At 63.9% G+C, this 22,648-nt stretch carries 15 protein-coding genes and 1 pseudogene; 11 read left to right on the top strand and 5 right to left on the bottom strand.

All coding sequences use genetic code 11. The features are described from left to right. Positions 1 to 2: 2 nt before the first annotated feature. The 7 genes from ESP51_RS10295 (at position 3) to ESP51_RS10265 (ending at position 9,988) form a co-directional block, all read left to right on the top strand. Complete coding sequence (locus tag ESP51_RS10295; RefSeq protein ID WP_129520815.1) at positions 3 to 998, top strand: carbohydrate ABC transporter permease; 996 nt, start codon at positions 3 to 5, stop codon at positions 996 to 998. After that, on the top strand, positions 995 to 1,912 hold the full coding sequence (locus tag ESP51_RS10290; protein ID WP_206737276.1) for a carbohydrate ABC transporter permease: 918 nt from the start codon (positions 995 to 997) through the stop codon (positions 1,910 to 1,912). Before ESP51_RS10295 ends, ESP51_RS10290 begins: the two co-directional genes overlap by 4 nt. Further along, positions 1,909 to 3,096: a mandelate racemase/muconate lactonizing enzyme family protein gene (locus ESP51_RS10285; RefSeq protein ID WP_129520814.1), complete on the top strand. Its 1,188-nt coding sequence runs from the start codon at positions 1,909 to 1,911 to the stop codon at positions 3,094 to 3,096. Before ESP51_RS10290 ends, ESP51_RS10285 begins: the two co-directional genes overlap by 4 nt. A gap of 4 nt (positions 3,097 to 3,100) precedes the next feature. Further along, positions 3,101 to 3,883 (top strand): NAD-dependent epimerase/dehydratase family protein, encoded by a 783-nt coding sequence (locus tag ESP51_RS10280; RefSeq protein ID WP_164990481.1) that lies wholly within the window; start codon positions 3,101 to 3,103, stop codon positions 3,881 to 3,883. A gap of 148 nt (positions 3,884 to 4,031) precedes the next feature. After that, positions 4,032 to 5,573 carry an alpha-N-arabinofuranosidase gene (locus ESP51_RS10275; protein WP_129520812.1) on the top strand — a complete coding sequence of 514 codons (1,542 nt, stop codon included), beginning with the start codon at positions 4,032 to 4,034 and terminating at the stop codon, positions 5,571 to 5,573. Then, positions 5,570 to 7,831 carry a glycoside hydrolase family 127 protein gene (locus ESP51_RS10270; protein WP_129520811.1) on the top strand — a complete coding sequence of 754 codons (2,262 nt, stop codon included), beginning with the start codon at positions 5,570 to 5,572 and terminating at the stop codon, positions 7,829 to 7,831. Before ESP51_RS10275 ends, ESP51_RS10270 begins: the two co-directional genes overlap by 4 nt. A gap of 267 nt (positions 7,832 to 8,098) precedes the next feature. Next, positions 8,099 to 9,988 carry an RICIN domain-containing protein gene (locus ESP51_RS10265; protein WP_129520810.1) on the top strand — a complete coding sequence of 630 codons (1,890 nt, stop codon included), beginning with the start codon at positions 8,099 to 8,101 and terminating at the stop codon, positions 9,986 to 9,988. 65 nt (positions 9,989 to 10,053) lie between these two features. On the opposite strand, the gene ESP51_RS20600 is transcribed toward ESP51_RS10265, so the two are convergent. Further along, on the bottom strand, positions 10,054 to 10,239 hold the full coding sequence (locus tag ESP51_RS20600) for a BBE domain-containing protein (protein WP_164990480.1): 186 nt from the start codon (positions 10,237 to 10,239) through the stop codon (positions 10,054 to 10,056). Between ESP51_RS20600 and ESP51_RS20595 the strand changes: the two genes are divergently transcribed. After that, on the top strand, positions 10,228 to 10,734 hold the full coding sequence (locus tag ESP51_RS20595) for a hypothetical protein (RefSeq protein WP_164990479.1): 507 nt from the start codon (positions 10,228 to 10,230) through the stop codon (positions 10,732 to 10,734). The two genes, ESP51_RS20600 and ESP51_RS20595, sit on opposite strands and share 12 nt — an antisense overlap. Before the next feature lie 121 nt (positions 10,735 to 10,855). Then, positions 10,856 to 11,548, top strand: coding sequence for a hypothetical protein (locus tag ESP51_RS10255; RefSeq protein WP_129520808.1), 693 nt, complete (start codon positions 10,856 to 10,858; stop codon positions 11,546 to 11,548). Positions 11,549 to 11,585: 37 nt separating this feature from the next. On the opposite strand, the gene ESP51_RS10250 is transcribed toward ESP51_RS10255, so the two are convergent. The 3 genes from ESP51_RS10250 to ESP51_RS10240 are packed head-to-tail and all read right to left on the bottom strand — an operon-like array spanning position 11,586 to position 14,674. Beyond that, positions 11,586 to 12,611 carry a DUF4238 domain-containing protein gene (locus ESP51_RS10250; protein WP_129520807.1) on the bottom strand — a complete coding sequence of 342 codons (1,026 nt, stop codon included), beginning with the start codon at positions 12,609 to 12,611 and terminating at the stop codon, positions 11,586 to 11,588. A gap of 13 nt (positions 12,612 to 12,624) precedes the next feature. Further along, a complete protein-coding gene (locus tag ESP51_RS10245) occupies positions 12,625 to 13,503 on the bottom strand; it encodes a hypothetical protein (RefSeq protein ID WP_206737275.1) in 879 nt (292 codons plus the stop codon). Positions 13,504 to 13,546: 43 nt separating this feature from the next. Next, positions 13,547 to 14,674, bottom strand: a complete 1,128-nt coding sequence (locus ESP51_RS10240; RefSeq protein ID WP_129520806.1) for a hypothetical protein — start codon at positions 14,672 to 14,674, stop codon at positions 13,547 to 13,549. Positions 14,675 to 14,915: 241 nt separating this feature from the next. Here ESP51_RS10240 and ESP51_RS10235 point away from each other — a divergent pair, with 241 nt between their 5' ends. After that, positions 14,916 to 20,159 (top strand): hypothetical protein, encoded by a 5,244-nt coding sequence (locus ESP51_RS10235; protein WP_129520805.1) that lies wholly within the window; start codon positions 14,916 to 14,918, stop codon positions 20,157 to 20,159. 739 nt (positions 20,160 to 20,898) lie between these two features. Here ESP51_RS10235 and ESP51_RS10225 read toward each other — a convergent pair. Continuing rightward, positions 20,899 to 21,306: a winged helix-turn-helix transcriptional regulator gene (locus ESP51_RS10225; RefSeq protein ID WP_129520803.1), complete on the bottom strand. Its 408-nt coding sequence runs from the start codon at positions 21,304 to 21,306 to the stop codon at positions 20,899 to 20,901. A gap of 133 nt (positions 21,307 to 21,439) precedes the next feature. Between ESP51_RS10225 and ESP51_RS21255 the strand changes: the two are divergent. Next, positions 21,440 to 21,772: pseudogene (locus ESP51_RS21255) on the top strand (alcohol dehydrogenase catalytic domain-containing protein); the annotation flags it as partial. Between the last annotated feature and the right edge of the window lie 876 nt (positions 21,773 to 22,648).

Genomic DNA, 22,648 nt, shown 5'->3' with positions numbered 1-22,648 from the left:
CCATGGCATTGTCTCCCGCGACGAGTGGGCTGACCAGCACGGACGGAGCGTCGCGGGCCACGCCGCGGCGCTCCGTCCGGGGTCGCCGCTGGAAGTCGCTCCCGTTCTACGCGTTCATCTCTCCCTGGCTGATCGGCACGATCCTCCTCACCGCGTTTCCGCTGATCTACGCCTTCGGCGTGAGCCTCACCAACTGGGACGGCATCTCGCCCCGGTTCCGGTTCCTCGGGCTCGAGAACTACACGGCCGTCTTCTCGTCGCCCGAGACGTGGTCCAGCCTCGGCCGGACCTTCCTGCTCGCGGGAATCGTCGTCCCGGTGACGATCGTCGGCGGTCTGCTGCTGGCCATCGCTCTCAACCAGAAGGTGCGGTTCCGCACGGGGTTCCGTCTGCTGGTGTATCTGCCCGCCATCATTCCGCCGGTCGCCGCGACGCTGGCGTGGAAAATCCTCTTCGACCGCGACAACGGCGGCTTCAACGCGTTCCTGCGCCTCTTCGGCATACCTGCCGTCGACTGGCTCTCGCAGGGCATCGTCTTCTGGGTGCTCGTCGCCCTCCTGTTGTGGGGCATCGGCGCGGGCGTGCTCATCAACCTCGCCGCCCTGCAGGACGTCCCCATCGAACTGCGAGAGGCCGCACGGCTCGACGGCGCGAACTCGTTCGGCGTGTTCTGGCATGTGACGCTGCCGGCGATCTCGCCCGTGCTGCTCTTCCAGGTGATCACGACGACGATCGCGGTGCTGCAGACGTTCATCCCTGTGCTGCTGCTCTCGCCGGCCACAGCCGCGTCATCGGTCACCGCCGTGCCGGAGGAGAACCAGGTGTTCATGATCAGCGTCTACGCCCAGTACTTCGCCTACCAGCGATACGGCTACGCGTCCGCCATGCTGTGGATCTTCTTCGCCCTCATCCTGTTGCTGACGTTCGTCTTCTTCAAGTTCAGCGGCCGCGTCGTGTTCTACGCGGTCGATCCCTCCGCTCAGGAAGGTCGCCGATGACCACCACGCTCGATCCACCCGCCGTGGAGGCCGCCGTCGCTCCCCTCGAACCGCGCCGGCCGTTGAAGCGATCGCAGGGCCGCCGAATGAAGGACGCCCGGGAGAAGCATCCGTTCGTCTTCTGGGGCCTGATGCTCTTCTCGATCTTCCTGTTCGTGCCGGTCGTGTGGTTGCTCGTGACCTCGCTCAAGTCACTCGACCAGCTCGGCGACTCGAGCGTCTGGTTCCCGATCCCGCCGCATCCCGAGAACTATGCGGATGCGACATCCATACGCCCGTTCTGGCTGTACGCCGGCAACTCGCTGTTCCTTGCGACGGTGAGCGGAGCGCTGACGACGCTGACGTCGGCCCTCGTCGGGTACGGGTTCGCGCGCCTGCCCGGGCGCGGCAAGCGACCGCTGTTCGCCGTCCTCATCGCCCTGATGATGATGCCTCCGATCATCACCCTCATTCCGACCTACCTGCTGTTCGCGAGAGTCGGTCTCGTCGGCACGTACTGGCCGTGGGTGCTGTGGGGGCTCTCCGGCGCTCCCTACCTCATCTTCCTGTTCCGGCAGTTCTTCGCGTCGCTTCCTCGCGAACTCGAGGAAGCGGCCCGGCTCGATGGGTGCAGCCACTTCCGCATCTGGTGGCAGATCTTCCTGCCGTTGTCGAAGCCGATCCTCGTGACCGCGTTCGTGCTGTCGTTCAATGGCGTCTGGGGCGACTTCGTCGCCCCGACGCTTCTACTCGACAGCGACCGGATGACGCTCGCCCAGGCGGTGGCCACGCAGTTCGTGAACGCGGCCGGGTTCCCGATCAACAACCTGATCGCGGCTGCGGCAATTCTCTACGTGATTCCCGTCGTCGTGCTCTTCTTCGTCGCGCAGCGGGCGTACGTGAGCGGCTTCGCCGGTTCGGGGCTGAAGGGATGAGCACCGTGGCCCCCGCGATTCGCGGTGACGTGGCACCGAGCTCGCGGCCCGAGCTGCGCATCAGCGACATCGAGGTGCTGCAGATCGATGACGGCGGCGTCATGATGATGGTCGTCGTGCACACCGACGGCGGCGTATTCGGAGTGGGCGAGGTGGGTCTGCGCTCGCGCCAACTCGCCTCGCGCGGCGCCATCGAACACTTCAAGCCGCTGCTGCTCGGCCAGGACCCGTTCCGAACCGAGCATCTCTGGCAGGTCATGGCACGGTCCGGCTTCTACCCCGCGGACCGGGCACTCATGTCGGCCATCTCGGCGATCGATATCGCGTTGTGGGACATCAAGGGCAAGGCACTGGGGCTCCCGATCTACGAGTTGCTCGGAGGGGCTGCCCGCGACCGCGTGCAGTGCTACCGGCACATCGTGGGGAACAACGACGCCCAACTCATCGAGTCCGCTCACGCGGCGCTCGAGGAGGGATGGACCGTCGTGCGATTCGGCGTGCCATCCGAGGGCAACATCATCGACTCGCGTCGCGCGACGCGGTCGTCGATCCAGAGCTGCGAAGCGCTGCGTTCCGAGTTCGGCGATCGGATCGACATGATTCTCGACGTGCACACGCGACTCGATCTCGGCGATGCCACCAACCTGTGCCGCGAACTCGAGCCCGTCGACATGTACTTCGTCGAGGATCCACTGCGCTGGGAGAACACGACGATCTACGACACCTTGCGTCAGCGGACGACCGTGCCGCTCGCCGCGGGGGAGCACGCAGCGTCGAAATGGGACATCCGCCACCTGATCGAGAACGACGCGGTCGACTTCGCCCGCTTCGACCTGTGCATCGTCGGCGGGCTCACCGAGGCGAAGAAGATCGCCGGCTGGTGCGAGACCCATCACATTCGCACGGCGACGCACAACCCCCTCGGACCGATCGCGACCGCCGCTTCATTCCAGCTCAACCTGACCTTGCCAGCCTTCGGTATCCAGGAGCAGTATCAGATACCGGGAACCCGCGTGAACGACGTGTTCCCAGTACAGATGCACATGGATGGCGAATGGATGCTCCCGACATCGGCACCCGGGCTCGGGCTCGAGGTGGACCTCGACGCAGCCCGCGCTCATCGCGCGGAGATCGTTCCGATGCCGGAGTTGCGTCGACCGGACGGATCCGTCGCGAACTGGTGATGCGATGACGAGCGACAGGGTCCCGCTCGTCGTCGTGACGGGAGCGAGTGGCGTCGTCGGGCGTCGCGTGGTGGCCGCGCTCGATGGGGTTGCTCGGATGCGTCTCGTGGACCGTCGGGCGCCAACCGATGCGCCGCCGACCGCCGAACGGGTCGTGGTCGATCTGCGGGAGCATGAGGGGTGGGACACCGTCATTCGCGATGCCGACGTCGTCGTGCATCTCGCGGGAAACGCGTCGCCCTTCCAAGACGCCCGAACGGTGATCCACGAGGTCGCAGAGCTCGCGGCCGGCCTGGCCGACGCCGTCGAGCGGTCGAACGTACGGCACCTGGTGATGGCGAGCTCCATCCATACGCTCGGCCGGCACGATGTCGCCGGTCACCGCCCGGTACGGGCCTCCGATCCGGTTTGGCCATGTTGCGACTATGGCGCCGGGAAGGTGTTCGCTGAGGATGTGCTCGGCCTCGCGTGCATGCAGCGTGATGCGGTGTTCACCGCGCTGCGGCTCGGGCTCGTCGGGTGGAAGCCGGTGGACGCGCTGTACCGGTCGAACTGGACGAGCGACCGTGACTTCGCCACCGCCGTGCGCGCTGTCATCCTGCAACGACCGGCCGGCCCGTTTCTCATCGCATCCAACGGCGCTCGCGGTCGCTGGGACATCGAGGAGACCGAGGAACGACTCGGGATCGAGTTCATCGATGACCCTCCGGCGTCGCACCCGGTCAGTCGGCCGGACGAGGAGATCAGGTGCCTCATGCTGATGGCAGGCGGGTCGGGACGTCCGTGACACTCGCCTCAGAACCGGCGCGATATGTGTCGGAGTTCGAACACACTGAGGGCCGAAGTCCCCGTAGGTTGCAGTCATCCATCAGGGCTCAGTTGACAACGACGCCCCCGCAATTGGAACATGTATCGATACAAGTGAAAGGACCAACGTGTCATCTCCCGCCCTGCGCGCCATCATCAACCTCGATCTTCCCGGTGCGACCATCAGCCGCCATCTCTACGGACACTTCGCCGAGCACCTCGGGCGGTGCATCTACGGTGGCTTCTGGGTCGGACCGGACTCGAACCTCCCGAACCACAACGGCATCCGCCTCGATGTCGTCAATGCGCTGCGGAAGCTGAAGATCCCCAACCTGCGGTGGCCGGGCGGTTGCTTCGCCGACGAATACCACTGGCGTGACGGTATCGGCCCGCGCGAACAACGCCCTCGCATGATCAACAGTCACTGGGGTGACGTCGTCGAAGACAACTCCTTCGGCACCCACGAGTTCATGGAGTTGTGCGAACTGCTCGGCGCTGACCCGTACATCAGCGGAAACGTCGGCTCCGGCACCGTGCAGGAGATGAGCGACTGGGTCGAGTACGTCACGCGCGACGACGACTCGCCGATGGCGACCCTCCGTCGGCAGAACGGGCGAGACGCGGCCTGGAAAGTGCCGTTCTGGGGCATCGGCAACGAGCCGTGGGGGTGCGGCGGCACGATGACCGCGCACTCCTTCACCGAACTCGCCCGCCAGTACTCGACCTACACGCGCAACCACGGCGGCAACCAGCTGTATCGCATCGCCGCGGGTGCTTCGGACGGGGACTTCGTGTGGACCAAGACCCTCATGGAGGCGCTGAGTCACATCGGCAACGAGCAGGTGCCGCGCGACTTGTTCCAGGCCGTCTCGTTCCACGCTTACACCCTGACGGGCCCTTGGGAGGACAAGGGTGACGCGCTCGAGTTCACGACCGATGAGCACTACCTCTCGCTGGCGATCGTGCGTCGCATCGAGTCGTTCCTCGAGGGGCATAGCGCCATGATGGACGTGTACGACCCCGGGAAGAAGGTCGGGCTGGTGCTCGACGAGTGGGGCACGTGGTGGAACCCCACGCCCGGAACGAATCCCGGCTTCCTCGAGCAGCAGAACGCGCTGCGGGATGCGCTCGTGGCGAGCTATCACTTCGACGCGTTCCATCGGCACGCCGGCCGGCTCGTGATGGCGAACATCGCTCAGACCGTGAACGTCCTCCAGGCCATGCTGTTCGCGGATGCCGAGACGGGCTCGCTCGTGCTCACGCCGACGTACCACGTGTTCGAGATGAACACCGGGCACCACGACGCGCGGACGCTCTCCGTACATGTGCTCGACGAGACGCCACGCGAGCAGACTGCACGCGGCCCGGTCGATGTGCTGTCAACATCTGCATCCACGAAGGACGGGTCCGCCCTGATCTCCCTCACCAACGGACACGCGACCGAGGAGCTCGCACTCAGCATCGACCTGCGAGGTGCCGTCGTCACCGGCGCGACCGGTCGCGTGCTCACCGCACCGACGCTCGGCGCGCACAATACGCCCACGAACCCGGCGGCCGTCGCGCCCCGTGCACTCGACAAGGTGCGCATCGTCGACGGCGTGCTCGAGATCACTCTGCCGCCCGCTTCGTACACGACCGTCTCGCTCGCACTGGGAGCCGGCGTTCGATGACCTTCGCCCCGCTCTCCTCCGTGCGGCTGACCGGCGGACCACTCCTCGACTCACAGGAGGCCGGCCGACGGTACGTGTTCGCGCTCGACCCCGACCGACTGCTCGCCCCATTCCTCAGAGAGGCAGGCCTGTCGCCACGAAAGCCGAGCTACGGCAACTGGGAGTCGTCCGGCCTCGACGGGCACATCGGCGGTCACTACCTGTCGGCGCTCGCGCTGCTCGTCGCGTCGACGGGAGACATCGACGCCCGCGACCGCCTCCGCTACATGATCGATGAGCTCGCCCGTGCTCAGGCCCACCTCGGCACCGGATACATCGGAGGCGTGCCGAACAGTCGTCAGCTCTGGGATGAGGTGAGGTCCGGGATCACGGCCGACACCTTTTCGCGCGACGGACGATGGGTCCCGTGGTACAACCTCCACAAGACCTACGCAGGCCTGCTCGATGCCCACCGTTTCGCAGCCGTCGACGGCGCACTCGACGTGCTGCTCCGACTCGCGGATTGGTGGGAAGAGCTCGCCGCCGGCATCGATGAAGATCGATTCCAGCTCATGCTCGCCACCGAGTTCGGGGGGATGAACGACGTCTACTCCGATCTCTATGAGGCGACCGGGGATGAGCGCCATGCGAGGATGGCGCGGCGCTTCACCCGCCGCGCCCTGCTCGACCCGCTGGCCATCGGTGTCGACGAGCTCACCGGGTTGCATGCGAACACGCAGATCCCGCAGGTCGTCGGCTTCGCGCGTCTGGCTCGACTGACCGACGACGCCGACCTTGCGGCGGCGGCGGCCTTCTTCTGGGAGACGGTCGTCCATCACCGCAGCGTCAGCATCGGGGGCAACAGCGTGCGCGAGCATTTCCACGCGGCATCCGACTTCACCCCGATGATCGAAGACCGAGAAGGCCCCGAGACCTGCAACACCTACAACATGGTGAAGCTGTCTGCCGAACTGTTCACGGCGAGCGACGACGCCGCAGACCTCGACTACGTCGAGCGCGCGCTGTACAACCACCTGTTGTCGTCTCAGCACCCCGACCACGGTGGGCTGGTCTACTTCACGTCGATGCGCCCGGGCCACTACCGGAATTATTCGACCGTCGATGACTGCCACTGGTGCTGTGTCGGCACCGGGATCGAAACACACGCCCGGCACGGTGCGACGTTCTATGCGAGCGATTCCGACACGGTGTCCGTGCTGCAGTTCGCCCCGTCGACTCTCGAGCTCCCGACGCTCGGGCTGCTCCTCATGCAGGACACGAGGTTCCCGAACGAGCAGAGCGTGCGGTTGACCCTGGCACTTGACACGCCCCGGGAGTTCTCGCTTCGAATCCGCCGGCCGAGCTGGCTGGCGGGCGACCCGACCGTGCGAGTGAACGGAAGCACGGTCGAAGCCCTCGTCGTGGAACGGAACTTCCTCGTCCTGCGTCGCGCCTGGGAGGACGGCGACGTCGTCGATGTGGAACTCCCGATGACGATCACGGTCGAGCGACTGCCCGACGGCTCGGACTGGGCCACGCTCCGCTACGGCCCCATCGTCCTGGCGGCTCGCACCGAGGATCTCGACCCGGCGACACTGCTGGGGAACGACGCTCGCATGGGTCACATCGCAACAGGAAGGTTCTCGCCTCTCGCCGACGCGCCGATCCTCACTCCCGCCGATGTCGCCGTCATGCAGCGCGACGAATCGGGGTCCCTGGCCTTTCGCATTCCTTCATCGCGCGGAACGGTGCTGCTCGAGCCGTTCGGCGGATTGCACGACGCACGCTACGTGGTCTACTTTCCGTGGGCCGAGGATGGTGCGGTCGCCCGCCGCCGGGAGGCGCTCGAGGCTCAGGACCGACATGCACTGACCCTCGATGCGCAGACGCTGGATGCGGTCGCACTCGGTGAGCAGCAGCCTGAATCCGACCACGGCTTCGCCGGCACCGGGTTGGAGACCGGTGCGGTCGGAGATCTGCGCTGGCGGTCGACCAGGGAGTCCCTCGAGGTCGTGTTGAACGACTTCCACCAGCTCGGGTCGACTCTGCGCATCTCGATGCTGCGGTCCCCGCGGAGCGCGGAGTTCGAGATCGAGGTGAACGGCGAGGTCCTCGCTCACGAGCGGATCGGCGAAGTCACGACCGAGATCGATACCCCGATCGAGATCGAGATCGAGCTCCCGCCCCTCACCGACGACGCGCTGCATCGTCGCGTCCGGATCGGGGCTGCGCCCGGGTCGTGGTCGGGGCGGGTCACCTCGATCCGCCTCCTCCGGTAGCCGACGGCGCAGAACTCGGCACGCGGGTGATGCAGGAACCGGTCCCTCTAGGCGAATATACGACTTATTTCTGACGAACTCTGGACACGACTAGGTTGAACAGGGCAGACTGTGTTCGCTTTCCGTTACATGTTGGACAAGGACGTCTCATCCTGAACAAGGCGCCGCCGCTGGCGCCTTGGGCAGTGTAGAGAGCAGTCCCAGGCTCTTGTTGCCGTGTCCACGACGGTTTCTCACACAAGCATCGTTGGGAAGGGACTCGCACTCATGCACACGTACAGACTGACCAGAAGAGGCAGGGCGATCGCGCTGCTCGCGGCAGTGGTGGTCGCACTCGGATGGGCGATCGTCTTCCCGACGTCTCCCGCCGCCGCCGCAACGACGCTGAAGACCTATTCCGCCCCCGCCGGACCCGAGATGAGCACCGACTACACGGTCAGGGTGCGCATACTCGGGGGCAGCTGGGTCGATCTCGACGAATACCGCACGCGAATCGGCGGGCCGTCCCGCGCATCGTGGGCCACCTTCGTGAGCTTCGATACTGATGGTCCGGTGGAGCTCTCGGTCAGCCACAACCTCGGAACCGTATCCACGATGAAGGTGAGGCCCTCGGCCGAGGGCATCACCGCTGCCGTCTCCGGAACCACCGGGACCTTCACCATCGCGGGCCCGACGAAGGTCGTGGTCGACGTGAACGACAACGTCGACCAGGACCTGATGATCTTCGCCAACCCGCTCGAGACGAACGTTCCGAGCGCTTCGGACCCGAACGTCATCTATTACGGGCCGGGGTTCCACGACACGGGGGACATCACCGTTCCGAGCGGCAAGACGCTGTACATCGCCGGCGGCGCGGTAATTCGAGGTGGGATCATCGCGAACGACGTCAGCAACGTCACGATCCGAGGCCGCGGGATCCTCTACCGGCCCGCGGGCATCGGTTTCCAGACGCATCGTTCGAACGGGGTGACCATCGACGGCATCATCGTCAACGGCTACGGCAATGCGAACAACGGCGGGTACGGCGTCGACATCGGCGCGTCCAACAACATCACAGTGAACAACGTCGTGCTCTTCGCCTACCGGAAATGGACGGACGGCGTCGATTCCATGGCATCCACGAATGTGACCGTCAACGATTCGTTCATTCGCACCGGTGACGACAGCATCGCCATCTACGGCACTCGCTGGGATCACGTCGGGAGCAGCAACAACTTCAACGTCACCAACTCGGTGCTCATGCCGGGCAACGCCCATCCGATCAACGTGGGAACCCATGGAAATCCCGACGTTCCCGACACGATCAATGCCATCACCGTCTCGAATGTCGACATCCTGACCCACAACCCGCTCAGCCAGGTGCGCTCCATCTCCTTGACGGCGAGCGACTCCAATCTGGTCACGAACGTCTTGTTCACGGACATCCGGTGGGAGGACGTTCTCGTGGGAAAGTTCCTCGACATCATTACCTACAAGAACCCGGGATACGGACTCTCCGTCGGCCGCGGCATCGATGGCGTGACGGTGAAGAACTTCTCGTACACCGGGCCGAACAACTACACCAACGACATCTACGGCAACAGCGCGACGCAAATGACGAAGAACATCGCGTTCGAGAACCTCACCATCAATGGGCAGGTCGCCACGACTGCCGGCGCGGCGAACGTGGCCATCGGGAACTATACGAGCAACATCACGTTCGCGGCGGGGAGCGCCCCCGCCATCCAGAGCGGGAGCATCTACAAGCTCGTCAACGCGCACAGCAATAAGGTGCTCGGCATCTCGGGCATGTCGACGGCGAACAACGCTCAGGCGGTGCAGTGGGCGGACACCGGCACTGCCGACCACGAATGGATGCTGACCCGACTGGCGAACGGGCACTACAAGCTCACCAACATCCACTCGGGGAAGGTGCTCGGAGTATCGGCGATGTCGACGCTCGACGGCGCCAAGGCCGTTCAGTACAGCGACAACGGCACGCTCGATCACGAATGGCAGCTGGTGACCTCAGCGAATGGCAGTTACAAGTTCGTTAACGTCTACACCTCCAAGGTTCTCGGGATCTCGGGGATGTCGAAGGCCGACGGCGCCGACGCCCTGCAATGGAACGACACCGGCACGGCCGATCACAATTGGAACCTGGTGTTCGTGAGGTAGAGCTGTCACGGACATGAGGGGGCGGTCGCCGACCGCCTCCTCATGGTCGTGGATGTGTCGATCACTCAACCGGCCGGCGTGATGTGGTGGTTCTGGCGGAAGACGTTTCCCGGATCGAGCTGCGCCTTCACGCGCCGCAGCCGCGGTATCCGGATGCTGAGCTTCACGGTTTCACGCACACCGATGAGCAGCCGACGAGGCAGCTTTTCGAGGGTGGCTGCTCGTTCTACTGTGGGGCCATGGACCTGCACTTGTATCCGACGCGAACGCAACAGATCGCCGCCGATCACCACGATGACGTCCTCCCGGCGGCTCGGGAATGGGCGAGCGACGGCGGAGGATTCTCCATCGACCGCGCGAACGATCGCATCCAACTTCGGCGGGGAGGCTCGGACGAGTTCGACACGGCGATGCGCGCTCTGGAATCCTGGATGCAGGACATGCGTGACGTCGGGAAGAGGATCTACGCCATCAATGAGTGGCCTGACCGATTCGAGTTACGGAACCGCTTCGAGACATCGCTCACGAACGCCGGCTATCGGGCGGAGCCTGGGTCCCACGGGCATTATGTCGTCCGCGGTGCGAACTCGGTGGAGATCGGTCAGATCGTCGTGACACCGGACGGATGGGTCGCGTTTCGGGATGCACAGCTGCCGGGAGCCACGAGCGTCACGACGTCCCCGCATCCTGATGCACAGGGCGCGTTCAACGACTTCCTCCAGGCCGACGGTTTCTTGGCCGAGTGAGTCGGAGGGCTTGGCAGACGAGTCAATGTCGGCTGCCGTCTCGGGAAGGTACCGGCCAGCCGAGCTCAATGTCCGAGCCCCCGGCTAACGTCAAGCGCGGCGCTTAGAAGGGGGAGTTGGCATGGGTCAGATTCCGGTTGCAGTCTCGCGGCTCGGCGAGCACGATTCGCGCGAAGCGCAGAACACGCGTGCGGTGAAGTGGCTTCTGGCGCAGCCAGGCGGATCAGTGGTGATTGTGACGCCGCGGCGTACCGTGGAAAGCGCGAGCCTCAAGCGACTGATCGCGCAACCGAACGTGCATCACCATGCTTGGCGCGGATTTCACGGAGGGCACTTCGACGGGCAGCGAGTGCTCTGCGCCTGGCCCGATCGCCAGCACCTGAACGACCTGTGGAACGCTGCTGCCGACGCGATCGTCGTCATCGAATGGGGCGTCGAGGAGACGGCCGAGTGGATCGAGGATGTGAATCCGATCCAGCTGTTCCCGGGCGAGATGATCGACCCGTCGCCGCGCGCGGAGATCGTGCTCGAGCCGTTACCGAATGGCGTCGATCGCATCCTCGAGTACGTCGCCAGAATGGCCGCCGGATACTCGTCGGGCCTGAAGTGGAACGAGGAGGACAAGCTCAAGGCCGACATGATGAACCGTCCCGAGCGCTGGGCCTCGATTACCGTCGACGAGGTACGAGCGAAGTGCCGGGCGCTCGGAATGCGCGGAGACGATGTCGACACCATCGCAGGCTTCCTGCAGCGCCGGAAGGAAGGCCGACGGTTCAACGTGCAGTCGTCCTATCGCACGTTCCACTTCAACTGAATCGAGCGGACGACCACCACCGTCGCCCGTCGCGACACTACTCATTGAACGAGTCGTCAGCCAGCCATGCTTCGTCGAAGTCGTTGTAGATGTCGTCTGCGGACAGGGTTTCGTCGACCGGGTCGGGGAGGACCTTGGGGATGAAGGCGTCGTCGTCGGGGTGGTGATAGATCCGTTCTCGCGCGCCGAGTGCGGTCGAGAGATTGATCGCGCGCTCGTCGCGGGTCGACCCAGAACGAGCGAGGTCAAACGCGCCGGCAGCCACTTCGTCGACGTGGCGGCCGGCGCTGATCAACGGTTCGGGAGACGACATCATGAGGGCGGTATGCCGGTCGAGCGGGAACGTGAAGCCGCGCGCGGTCATGAGCCCCATGCGCATGTGGGCCGGCATGGATGGGTCGGGGACGAGCGAGACGGGGGAGTCCGATGTGATGAGCCCACGGCGTGTGAATCGAATGAGCATCCAGGGCCGCCCCGTGATGTAGCGGATAAGGCGGGGAAGCAGATATCCGATCTGGCCGACGTGGCTGGCACCGGACACTGTCACATCGATCGCGCCTGGTGCGCGGAGCTCCTCGAGCTGGCGTGCGGCGTCGTCAGCGCTGAGCTGTTCGCCATTCTCCGCCGCCAGTTTCTGGAGCCCTTGTGGAGTGGTCGTGTCAACGAGGAGGCGCGCAGCTGCCAAGGCTGTGTGCCGCATCTGCTGGCGTTGCGTCGGCCCGCGTAGCACCTGCAGGGTGATGAGGGTGGCGAGCGTCTCCCGGTCGTCGCCGGACAACGGCCAGACGTCCTCGTCGACCACCTCGCGGAGCACAGTTGCAGCTTCCGCTTCTACGCGCCCCATCGCACGTTCGAACACATCCGGTCCGTCCGGATGACCCGCAACCGTGTAGAAGTTGTTCTGCACGGTCGCGTCCGACACGCTCTGCAGAAACCGAGGGTCGCCGGGGAGTTGCACAACTCCGATCTGCCCCCGGCGAGAGAAACCATCCAGATAGAACCGCGGAACCACATGGTGTCTGGTCGAGGGCTTTCGGCCGGGGTTCGAGGTCTGCCGTGTCATCCGTTACCGATGGTCATGAGATTTTTTCGAGGAGGGTACGCAACCGGATGGCGCCCTTGTCAGAAACTCCTTGCGACAGGACGTACGCGGCTGCTTCGTCAGCGGCGAGCCGACCGGACTCGACGTGTGAGGCGAGGCGGCTTCGTGCGTGCGTCTTCTCGTGTTGGCCGGTCCAGCCGTTGTTGCCGGCGAAGAAGATCGCGCGGTCGAGATCAGCGACGACGTCGGCGGGGAGACTGATGGCGCTGATGGAGCCGTCGAGCAGGTTGATCGCGCCGGCGCCCGCTGCCCATTCGGTGAGCGGGAAACTGACGCTCTCGACGACTGCGAGCGAGTAGCCATGCGCCAAGTCGAGCGCGAACCGAAGCGATCTCGCATCGGGCACGTAGACGAGGACGGGCCCCGGATCAAACCGTTGCTTTCCTCGGGGAGTGGCTTGACCGCCTCGTCGAGCGATGTCGCCGAGGCATCGTATGCCAATCACATTCTGGAACGTGTTCGTTACGAGGAGCGGCAGCACACCCTCGATTTCACTTCGGGCCCAGATCCACTCGGCGGCCAGATCGGCTGCTTCCTCCCAGGGGCGCTCGGGGTCATCGTCGGGCACCCATGCCGCGGCCTGCAAGAAGGTCGTCGGATGAAGCTCAGGCACGAACGCCTCCAACTCGAAGAAAGTGATGCTTGGGTTGATCCTGCCACGAGGCACCGACAAGCGATCCGACCGCGACGGATCCTTCGAATGAGGCGAAACGAGATCGTGCGGGATGTGCCGAACGGTTCGATCATGCGGCTCCGCGGAGATCTGGAGCATGACGTCGGACCGGCGTTGGTAGCAGCGACGTCGACGCTCAATGAAGCGTTCCGACTCTATGACCTCCGGCGGGTTTCGCATGCTGTCACCCCAGCTGCCCGCCGTGATCGAGGTACGAGCGTCGTCAGCTGAATACGCTGTCTGCGCGCTCGCATCGGGGGAGCGCACGTACGGGCAGTGCATCGTCGGGCAGTGCATCTGCGCCTATTCGTCGCCAGTCCTCTCCAAGAACTCCATGGAACCCGAAGAGACAGACGATGCTCACCCATCGCTTGACGGAGTCTGCGATGGCTGAGCGTAGCCTTCGCTCGAAGGGGTCGAAGGGTTCGGCGGCCTGGACACGGGCCTCCTGAGCGCGCAAATAATCGTCGTTGTCGATCGCGGCGCGTTCGGCCTCCTCCCACATCGCCCGCGAAGAGCGGGAGTTCACCTCGCGGCTGGTGAGCTGATCAAGGTGGTGGTAACGGCCCGCATCCGCGTAGTTCCGGAGGGCACGTATTGTCGCCGCCCAGACCGGATCGTTGTCGATCGTGCAGATCCAGGTCTGGAGAAGTCGTTTGTGCTCCCAGTCGCCGGCAGCGATCGCCTCACGAAAAGTCGTACGCAAGCGCTCATCCATTTCATCTAGCGCATGTCCCCAGCCGAAACGAGTCGAACCCATACGCTCAGGCCACCCCTCGCCAGCGGAAACCGCAGCGGTCCCTAAAGCGAGCTTCATGAATCGCTCGACCCCGATCGAGTACGTGGCCAGCACCGCGTCCAGGTCTCGTTCAAGTGGACCTTCCTGGCGGAGCAACCGATCAGCGGACGCGAGAACACTTCGTGCTGACGTCACTTCGGGCAGCAACCCGCTGAACCACTGCTGACTAGTGAACCTTGATTCCGCTCGCATGGAGCTGAGCCTATTCGCGAGCGTGCTTCGTTCGTTGAAGACCTTGCGTTCGATAGCGTTAGTTGGCCTCCGAGAACCACGAGGGAGCGGACCGTCCGCCCGTGCCTCCAACGGTGACTTGTCTATGTGAATGTAGTCCGCAGCGAGATGGGCCGCCCTACAGAAGCTCAGGCAAGCCAGCCTCACGAGGCTACTGAGATCCTCAATCTTGAGGACGTAGAAGCTGTGCGTGACGCCCGCGATGTCGTGATTGGTGGTGAGCATCACATCGAGCGAGATCCAAGATGGGTGCGCCAGAATCGAGAACGCGTCGTACAGACCGGGGGCTCTTCCGAACGACAGATCCGCGAAGAGAATCACGCCCGCGCTGAGGCCAACATGCTTCTCACCGTGAAGTTCCCAACCGGCCAGGTCTGGAGTCGGGGATGCTCTTGAGGTCCCAGCCTGGGAACACCGAATTCAAGTCCAGTTCAACTTTGCGCACTCCCTCGCGAATACCGTTCCGAGCCGTGGTGTCTCTTCGCGCTTCGGCTGCAGCGTCTCCTGAACCAAAGCCAGCCCTATGTCCAGAACATCTGGACATAGGTGCTACCATACCGTTATGGCCACTGCCGAGGAGACACTACGAGCCACATTGAGCGAGAACGAGTTTGGTGCGCTCGATATCTTGGCACGGAGCACCGAGCCGTTGTCCGGGCGAAAGGTCGCGGCGGTTTTGCGCGTTTCCCCGACGACAGCGAATGATGCCCTCGCAACCCTTCTCAGCGCCGGCTATGCAACGTCAGGTAAGGCTGGCCGGGCGACTCTCTGGAGCCTCACGCACGAGAACCCGACGATTAGCGCCTGGCTCGGAGAAACGGCGTCGGCATCGACCACCGAGAACCATGGCTCGAGCCCCTATTCGACAGGTGGCGGTGGTGTACGCCTCGAGCACGCCTATGTAGCCACGCTCGTAGCGGCCTTCCTCGCGGGTGATGCCATCGGCGAGCTCGGTGACAGCCTGGTTGCCGACACCATCCGGCTCCAGTCCAGTGACACCAGCCCCGTAGATGACATCGTTCTGGAGGGCACCGACGCAAGCGGAGTCGCCCATCGCGCCTCGATAGCGGTACGCAGGGCGCCGACGCTGACAGCAAGCGACACCCCGTCAGTCCCATTGATTCGCGACTTTCTCTCGGTAGTGACCAACCACTGGTCTGAATCCTCGCTGGGCAACTGGCGGCTCACGCTTGCTGTGTCGAGCAATGCCAATGCGATCACGCAACTTGAAGAGTTATGCACTATCGCGGCGTCTATGCCGAACGGAGTCGAATTCCAGGAGCGTCTGTCCCAGGCCGGACGCACGAGCCGGCCTGTTCGCGATCGATACGATCATCTAAAGAACCTGGTCGAGCAGGCATCGGCCACTCTGGCGTCAGCAGATGGCATCGATGGCGTCGAGTTGACGTGGCGACTCTTGTCGAGTCTCAGTGTTCGGAGACTGCGCCTCGAGCGCACCGACCGCGCCGACCGGACGCAGGCGGTGACGACCTTGCAGCGCTTGCTGATAGATGGCACGCCGGTGGCAGCAGATGCGTTGTTCTCGCGACTCGAAGAGCTTGTCGGCGAATGGGCATCGCAAGGAGCCATATTGACTCAAGCAGTCGTCCGACGCCGTCTCGGTGACGTGGGCCTGACCCGTTCTGCTCGGTTCGTTACCGGATGGCTAGTCCTCGACCGGCTCGGGGCCCGGCTGCGTGAGTCAGTGCGTCCAGAGCTCCGCGCCGGCACTACAACGCTGGAGCTGGAAAGAATCACCGAGCGGGAGCGTCTGACGGACGTCGTGCGATTGGCAGGCTCGTCCGCAGGCATTGTCGTCGTGACCGGCGACCCCGACCTGGGAAAGTCCGCACTCGCGCTCCGGGTTGGAGAGCTCCTCGCCGCTGAAGGAGCCTCAATCACCCGTCTGAGCCTGCGAGACCTTCCTCAACGGATTGCGGACTTCGAGTCCGAGCTCGGCGGTCACAGTGTGGACGATGTCCTCGCGGCCAGCGCCGTTCGCCCCGTTCGTCTCATGTTGATTGACGGGGCTGAGGCCGTGCTTGAGAACAGGGCGCAGCTCTTTCGGTCGATTGGCGCCGCTGCGTTGAAGGCTGGCATCGCAGTGATCGCAGTAACCCGATCGGACGGCGCGAAGCAGGTGCGCGAAGAGCTTGCACGGGCCTCCGAGTTAGCGGGGATCACGGCGTCGCCGATCGAGCATGTGGTCGCAGCCCTCTCCGAGGACGAGATTGCCACGCTTCCGGTACGCTTCTCGGCGCTTGTTCGCTTGAACGGCGATACGAAATCGCGGTGGCTTCTTGGACGACTCGGACTGGTGGATGCCATCCTGCGCACCGGACGGGATTTTGCACCCGGCGAGTTGCTGTGTGAGGCCGATGTTTACGAAGCCGTATGGAACAGCCTCGTGCGCCGGAACGAGAGTCAGCCCGGCGGCGCAGCATCCCCCGATGATCGAGAGCGGGCAGGTCTGCAAGTTGCGCGGCGAGCGCTCGGTCTTCAGGTAAATCAAGCAAGCGGAACATCTCTAGGGGAACTGCGCTCGGACGGGCTTCTCGTCGCACCGCGGAGCCTAGCAATATCAAGCGGCGACCAGTTCGCATCCGACCTGTTCCGCGACTTTGCCTTGTGCCGACTTTTCACGGTCGCCGGGTGGGAGCCCCTCTCGGAGGTTGGCGCCCCCCGTTGGACTATTCGATCCGCCCGTTTGGCCGCGCAGGTTGCTCTATTGGGGGGCACTGACCGACTGGAAGCGTGGCGGCGCCTCACGCAGGAGTTTGACGGGCTCGCAGAGACGTTTGGCGAGCGGTGGCAAGAGATTCCACTCGAAGCGTTGCTGACGCTGGGTGACGCGGAGTCCGCGATTCGGGAGCTCTGGGGGCAACTCTCATCTGACGACGGCAAGGCGCTCACGAGACTCATCGGCCTGGCCGATACGCGGTATGTCAAGGGAACTATCGGAGACCCTTTCGCGCTGGCTCCAATCGTCCAAGTCGTGTTTTGTGAGGGTCGAGCGATCCCAAGTGGCCTGAGGCGTGGGCATCGCCTGGGCGGCGAGGTCGTTCGCGAGCTCGTGCTGGCGTGGCTTCGGGGCGCGGCCATCCAAATGCTGCAACCGAATCCCCTTCGTCAGGCTGTCAGGGACACCATCCTCGCAGGTGAACCCGAGTTGTATGACGAGTTTGCCGTCGAGGCTCTGGCGTCCCTCGGTCCGGATCTCGACAATCGAGCCGCGTCTTGGCTCCGCCAAGTTGCCACGCAGCGACCATCGAATCTCAATCGAGCAGTCGAGTCAGCGCCCGTCGCACTGAGCTTGTCGCTGGCCAATCCGAAGCTGCTCCTCGAACTCGCCGAGGCATACTACATCGAGCTTCCGGACCCTGAGGACGAATGGCGTGGTTACGGCGTGGCTGACGACGGGATCCGCGACTTCCAGCACGGGCTGGGCATCGGTGCGCCAGGTGCTGCCTGGTACTACGGGCCCTTCTTCCGACTGCTGAACACCGTCCCGGCGGACGCCATCGCTTTCATTAACCGCATGCTTGATCACGCTGCGAACTTCCGTGTGAAGAAGCTCCACGGTTACGGAGATGATTCGGCACATGTGGACGAGCCCGAGGGCGTCGAACTAGACCTGCTCGGGTTGGGTGCTCGACACTACGTCGGAGACGGTCACGTCTGGTCCTGGTATCGCGGGTCAACAGTGGGGCCCTACGCCTGTATGAGCGCCCTCCTCGCGATGGAGCGCTTCAGCGATCACCTTCTCGAGCAGGTGGGCCTTCCTGCTAGGGGAATCGCAGAAGCACTGCTACGCACAGCACACAACCTCGCCACCCCGGGGCTTGTGTGCGGGTTCCTCACCCGACACCCTGAGGAAGCCGGAGACCTCCTCGACTCCTTCCTCGAGTATCCAGAGGTGTGGCGGTTGGAGACCGGCCGGGTCGTTTCAGAACACTTCTCCGTGCGTGATCCGGACGCTGATCGACTCACGGGGAAGGAACGACGCTCCTACACGCCTCATCAGACGGTAGCGGCGATGGTGATCGAAGCCCGCTTGCGCAACGACGATAGACGGCTCTCGAAGCTGGCCGCCGTCGGTGCTGCCCTCCTCGAGAAAAGGCGTGCAGAGACCCCAAATGCGGGCGGCACCGCCGAATCGTTTGCGGTCGTAGAGGGCTGGGCTGCGCTGTTCCGCTTTGACAACTACAGTGCAACTGCGACCGACGACGGCGTCATCATCCAGTTTGAACGCCCAGCCGAGATCGAGAAGGTCCTAGCACCTGGGAACCGCGAACTTCAGTCGATCGAGGCGATGTACCGCCTCCAGAACCAGTATGCGATACACAATGACACCCCGCAGGACTGGCCGACTGAGAGTCTCCCCGAGGATCTCTCGGTTGCGCGGCAGTTGGATGCCGATGACGCGATCCCGGCCGGCTTTTATGAACCTGAGAACCCACTGGTCGCCGTCGCTGCGGCCGCTGTGCGTGCAAAGGCCTTGGAAGCATCGAGCTTCGATCCGGGCGATATGGGCTGGGCGGTCCAGGCGATCATGTGGGCCGCGACCAACCCAGCGACGGATGCACTTGGGGACTACAGCGGATCGATGTTCGTGATGGGCGCGGACCGGGCCGCTGCCTCGTCTGTTCCGCTGCTACTCCTGGAAACCTTTGATGGGCTGGTGGAACGCGATTCGGTGCACGAGTCCCTCCAAGCCTTGGGTACGAGTCGCATCGACGAGGTTCGGTCGATTCTTGTCACGGGATGCGAACCGTTGTGGGGCGCAGTGTGCGATATCGATGCCACGACCGGCGCGTGCTCTCGACACTGGCCGGCGTGGGCGGCAGGAATGACGGGACTGGCGGCTGCTCGGCTGGGGCCTTGGAGCAGTGAGGAACAGCGACGTCTAGTTGACCCCTTGAGGCCTCCATTTCACCTGACCCTTGCGACGATTGCGGACGATGACATCCTCGTGAACTACTTGCGTACGCCGTTGCAGATGATGGTCGATGCTCGCCGCGTACCCTGCCTGGTCGAGCAGGTCGAGGTTCTGTGGACCCCGTTGTGGGACACCTACCGACGTGGGCTCCTGCACTGGTGGTCGAAGGGATACGACCACCACACCCATCGCACACACGAGCCGATTGCCGGGCGGATGGTACAGGTATGGGTTGAGGGAGACAGAGACATCCTCGCGGCATACATCAAGTCCTTTGCACAGGACGCAAACGCTCTCCATCTGCTGTTCGACGGATTCGCGACGGTCTTCACATACAGCGACGCGCTAAGGGCAAATCTCGCAGAGTTCTGGCCGTGGGCTCTTGGTGTAGCACTTGATGCTCTGGGAGACGCCCGCGAGCTCCGCCGTGAGCATCTCTGGTTCGACTACATGGTCGCTGCGCTGCTCCCGGCGCCCAACGCTCGGTCTGGCGAGTCCGACATTGACGGCGTCTTCTTGCGGGCTCGGCAGAACTGGCTCCAGCCGGAAGCTATCAACGGGCTGGCAGAGCGGTGGATCACGTTGTCCCGCGGTGAGCCGAAAGCCGTCGACGCGGTCATCAAGTTCGCGAAGAGCTCGCCACCTGCCTGGCAGGTGAGTGTCGCGCTGACCTGGATCGAGCAGCTCATCGATGGCCGATTCGGCCAGATCGCGAACCACCTCTGGTACTTGGAGGAGTGGTTCACCGAGCTACGGCAGAGCGGTCTACTCACCGGTTCAGCCCGAACTCAGTACCACCGCATTGTTGACGGTCTCGCGGCAGCCGGCGATCGTGCCGCTGTTCGGCTTCAGCAGCTGGACGAATAGCCCGCACCACTCCAGTTCGTCAGAATAGGGCCTCGGGCTCATCAGTGTGTGCATTCAGATCGCGTGAACGCTTGGCCAGCTGTCCTCGCCCGAGTTGCTCGCTTGGCACTTGATGCGTTCACGTTTATCCAACGCTTATTCGATCCGAGTCCGGTCGAGTCACTCCGAGGCATCCCGAGTAGTCTGGAACGTGCACATTCAGGATCGGCGAGAAATCCCCGGTCATGTCGAGATCAGTCGAGCAGTCACCATGGCTCGCGCGTCGGGGGAGTGGTCCCGGGAGAGTCCATCGGTCGCCAGTTCAAGTCTGGTCCGCCCCACAATTAGCACTTGATCAGGTGTTTTGACCGCAAACTTCCATGTCGCTGGTGCGTGACAAGGATGCACGAGCGTACTCGATTCATCGCGTCTCGACTCGACGGGCGTGGTGTTATGCGGTGTCACCTCGATTGCCCGGCGTTCGCAGAGATCGCCGGACTCGGACAGCGAGACGCTCGGGCACCGTCGAGCAGCAACGAAAACCCGCACGCGCCCGCTTCGTCAGACTGATGATCGGAGTAGTACGGCGCACTGACAGATGTCAGAGGCCCGTGAAGCGGAAGACGGCGATGAACACGGCGGCCAGGAAGAGGATTGCAGTGAAGGCGATTACCTTGGCTTCGCCGCGGCGGAGGTGGGCGAAGATCGCGAACATCTGGATGATGGCAAGGCCCGCGGTGGCGATGGAGCCGGAGTTCGTTTAGCGGCTGACCCTGGCTGAGTCGTAGTGTTCGCGTGCTGCACTCACGGCGTCGAAGTTTGTCTCCGCCCATGTCTTGAATTGTTCCGCCACCGAGAAAAGTGAACGGCCGAGGTCGGTTGCCTGGTACGTGACCGTTACTGGGACGGTGGGCTCGACAGTGCGGGTGACGATGCCGTTTCGTTCCATGCTCCGGAGGGTCTGTGTGAGCATCTTCGGGCTCACTCCGGCTATCAGTCTGTTGAGTTCGGAGTATCGCTTCGCTCCATCTGCCAAAGCGTTCAGAACAAGAAGCAGCCACTTGTCCGTCAGTGCGGAGAAAAGTTGCCTGCTGGGGCAGCTCGACAGGAACGCGTCATACGCCTCCTTGGCCGCACGTCTTTCAACGGCCGCTGTGCGAGTCGTCACGGTGGGTGTCCCTTCAGGAGAGCTACGCACTTTCAGGTACGTACTTCCCATAGGGTAGCGCGGGAAGCACACTCGAGGAGTCGTCGGCGTTCAGGCCGGCGAAATACTCGAGTGAAGGAAAGGCTTCATCACCATGCGTGCAGCTGTTGTCACCGTACCGGGCGATCCGGATGCGATCAGGATCGTCGAGGTCGCTACCCCCGCACCGGGTCCGGGTGAGGTCCTTGTGCGTGTCGAAGCAGCGGGTGTAAACCCGGTCGACGCGCAGACTCGCGAGGGCTTCTACCACGGGTTGGGGTGGGCGACGAAGTCACCTGTCGGGCTCGGCTGGGATGTGGCCGGTGTGATCGAAGCGATCGGCCTGGGAGTGACGCGGTTGTCCGTGGGGATGCCGGTCGCGGGGATGACGGGCGTGGTGGACCGGGATCTTGCAACCTACGCAGACGCTGTGCTGCTGCCGGAGGATGCGGTGGCTGAACGGCCCCAGGAGCTCAGCGCTATCGACGCGGCGACCGTGCCGTTGAGTGCCTTGACGGCGAGTCAAGCGCTCGATCTCGCGGGCACGGCGGATGGTCGGTCGTTGCTGATTACGGGAGCGGCCGGCGCTGTCGGAGGATTCGCGCTGGTTTTGGCCGTTCAGCGCGGTTTCGCGGTGACGGGTCTGGCTCGGGAGACGGATCGTGCCTTCGTGGAATCCACGGGCGCGACTTTGATCACCTCACTTCCCGGGCTGCCGACCTACGCCGCGGTCGTCGATCCTGCCATGATCGGGCAGTCCGTTCTCGATTCGATCGAAGACGCAGGAGCTTACGTCGGCGTGGCCCCATCTGCGGTGCCTGAACCCGAGCGAGCAATCTCCACCTCCGCGGTGGGTGCTCGCGCCGACAGTGGGCTGCTCGCTGCGCTTCTGGCCGGGACGAGCAACGGTACGTACCAGGCGCGCGTGCGCAGTGTCATTCCCCTCTCCGAAGCCTCCCGTGCACACCACGAACTGGGCACCAGAGGACTCCGGGGAAAGATCGTCATCGTTCCGTAAACAGGAGCCACATGGTAGCGAAGCCGGCTTCGATGAGTTCGACTGGGCTTCGCCTTTCGTTAGGTGTCGCCCACCCGGCGCTCGCCACATCGAAGCACGGAGGGAGAGTCGCGGTCGTGGCGGCCAGACGCAGATCGAAGCTTCGCGGCGGCCTTAGCCGCCAGCCTGCTGAGAGCGAACCGAGCAGCTGCGCTTCATCACCCGGCGAGGCTCTATGTCGTCCCGCCCTGCACAAGCTGCACTGAATAATCCGCAGCATCTCTCGAGGCGAGTGCAACGGACTGCCCCTCAACCCGAAGTAAAGCG

The organism is Agromyces albus (assembly GCF_004134825.1).
Classification (GTDB): domain Bacteria; phylum Actinomycetota; class Actinomycetes; order Actinomycetales; family Microbacteriaceae; genus Agromyces; species Agromyces albus.
Note: the sequence above shows the minus strand (reverse complement) of the source record. Positions and strands in the feature narration are given on the sequence as shown.

What these genes read in the sequence shown, in the direction of transcription:
- ESP51_RS10250 (WP_129520807.1), bottom strand. Translation starts at nt 12,611, where the DNA reads ATGACACGGCAGACCTCGAACCCCGGCCGAAAGCCCTCGACCAGACAC.
- ESP51_RS20595 (WP_164990479.1), top strand. Translation starts at nt 10,228, where the DNA reads ATGGACCTGCACTTGTATCCGACGCGAACGCAACAGATCGCCGCCGAT.
- ESP51_RS10235 (WP_129520805.1), top strand. Translation starts at nt 14,916, where the DNA reads ATGGCCACTGCCGAGGAGACACTACGAGCCACATTGAGCGAGAACGAG.
- ESP51_RS10285 (WP_129520814.1), top strand. Translation starts at nt 1,909, where the DNA reads ATGAGCACCGTGGCCCCCGCGATTCGCGGTGACGTGGCACCGAGCTCG.
- ESP51_RS10290 (WP_206737276.1), top strand. Translation starts at nt 995, where the DNA reads ATGACCACCACGCTCGATCCACCCGCCGTGGAGGCCGCCGTCGCTCCC.
- ESP51_RS10280 (WP_164990481.1), top strand. Translation starts at nt 3,101, where the DNA reads ATGACGAGCGACAGGGTCCCGCTCGTCGTCGTGACGGGAGCGAGTGGC.
- ESP51_RS10270 (WP_129520811.1), top strand. Translation starts at nt 5,570, where the DNA reads ATGACCTTCGCCCCGCTCTCCTCCGTGCGGCTGACCGGCGGACCACTC.
- ESP51_RS10295 (WP_129520815.1), top strand. Translation starts at nt 3, where the DNA reads ATGGCATTGTCTCCCGCGACGAGTGGGCTGACCAGCACGGACGGAGCG.
- ESP51_RS10265 (WP_129520810.1), top strand. Translation starts at nt 8,099, where the DNA reads ATGCACACGTACAGACTGACCAGAAGAGGCAGGGCGATCGCGCTGCTC.
- ESP51_RS10245 (WP_206737275.1), bottom strand. Translation starts at nt 13,503, where the DNA reads ATGCGAAACCCGCCGGAGGTCATAGAGTCGGAACGCTTCATTGAGCGT.
- ESP51_RS10255 (WP_129520808.1), top strand. Translation starts at nt 10,856, where the DNA reads ATGGGTCAGATTCCGGTTGCAGTCTCGCGGCTCGGCGAGCACGATTCG.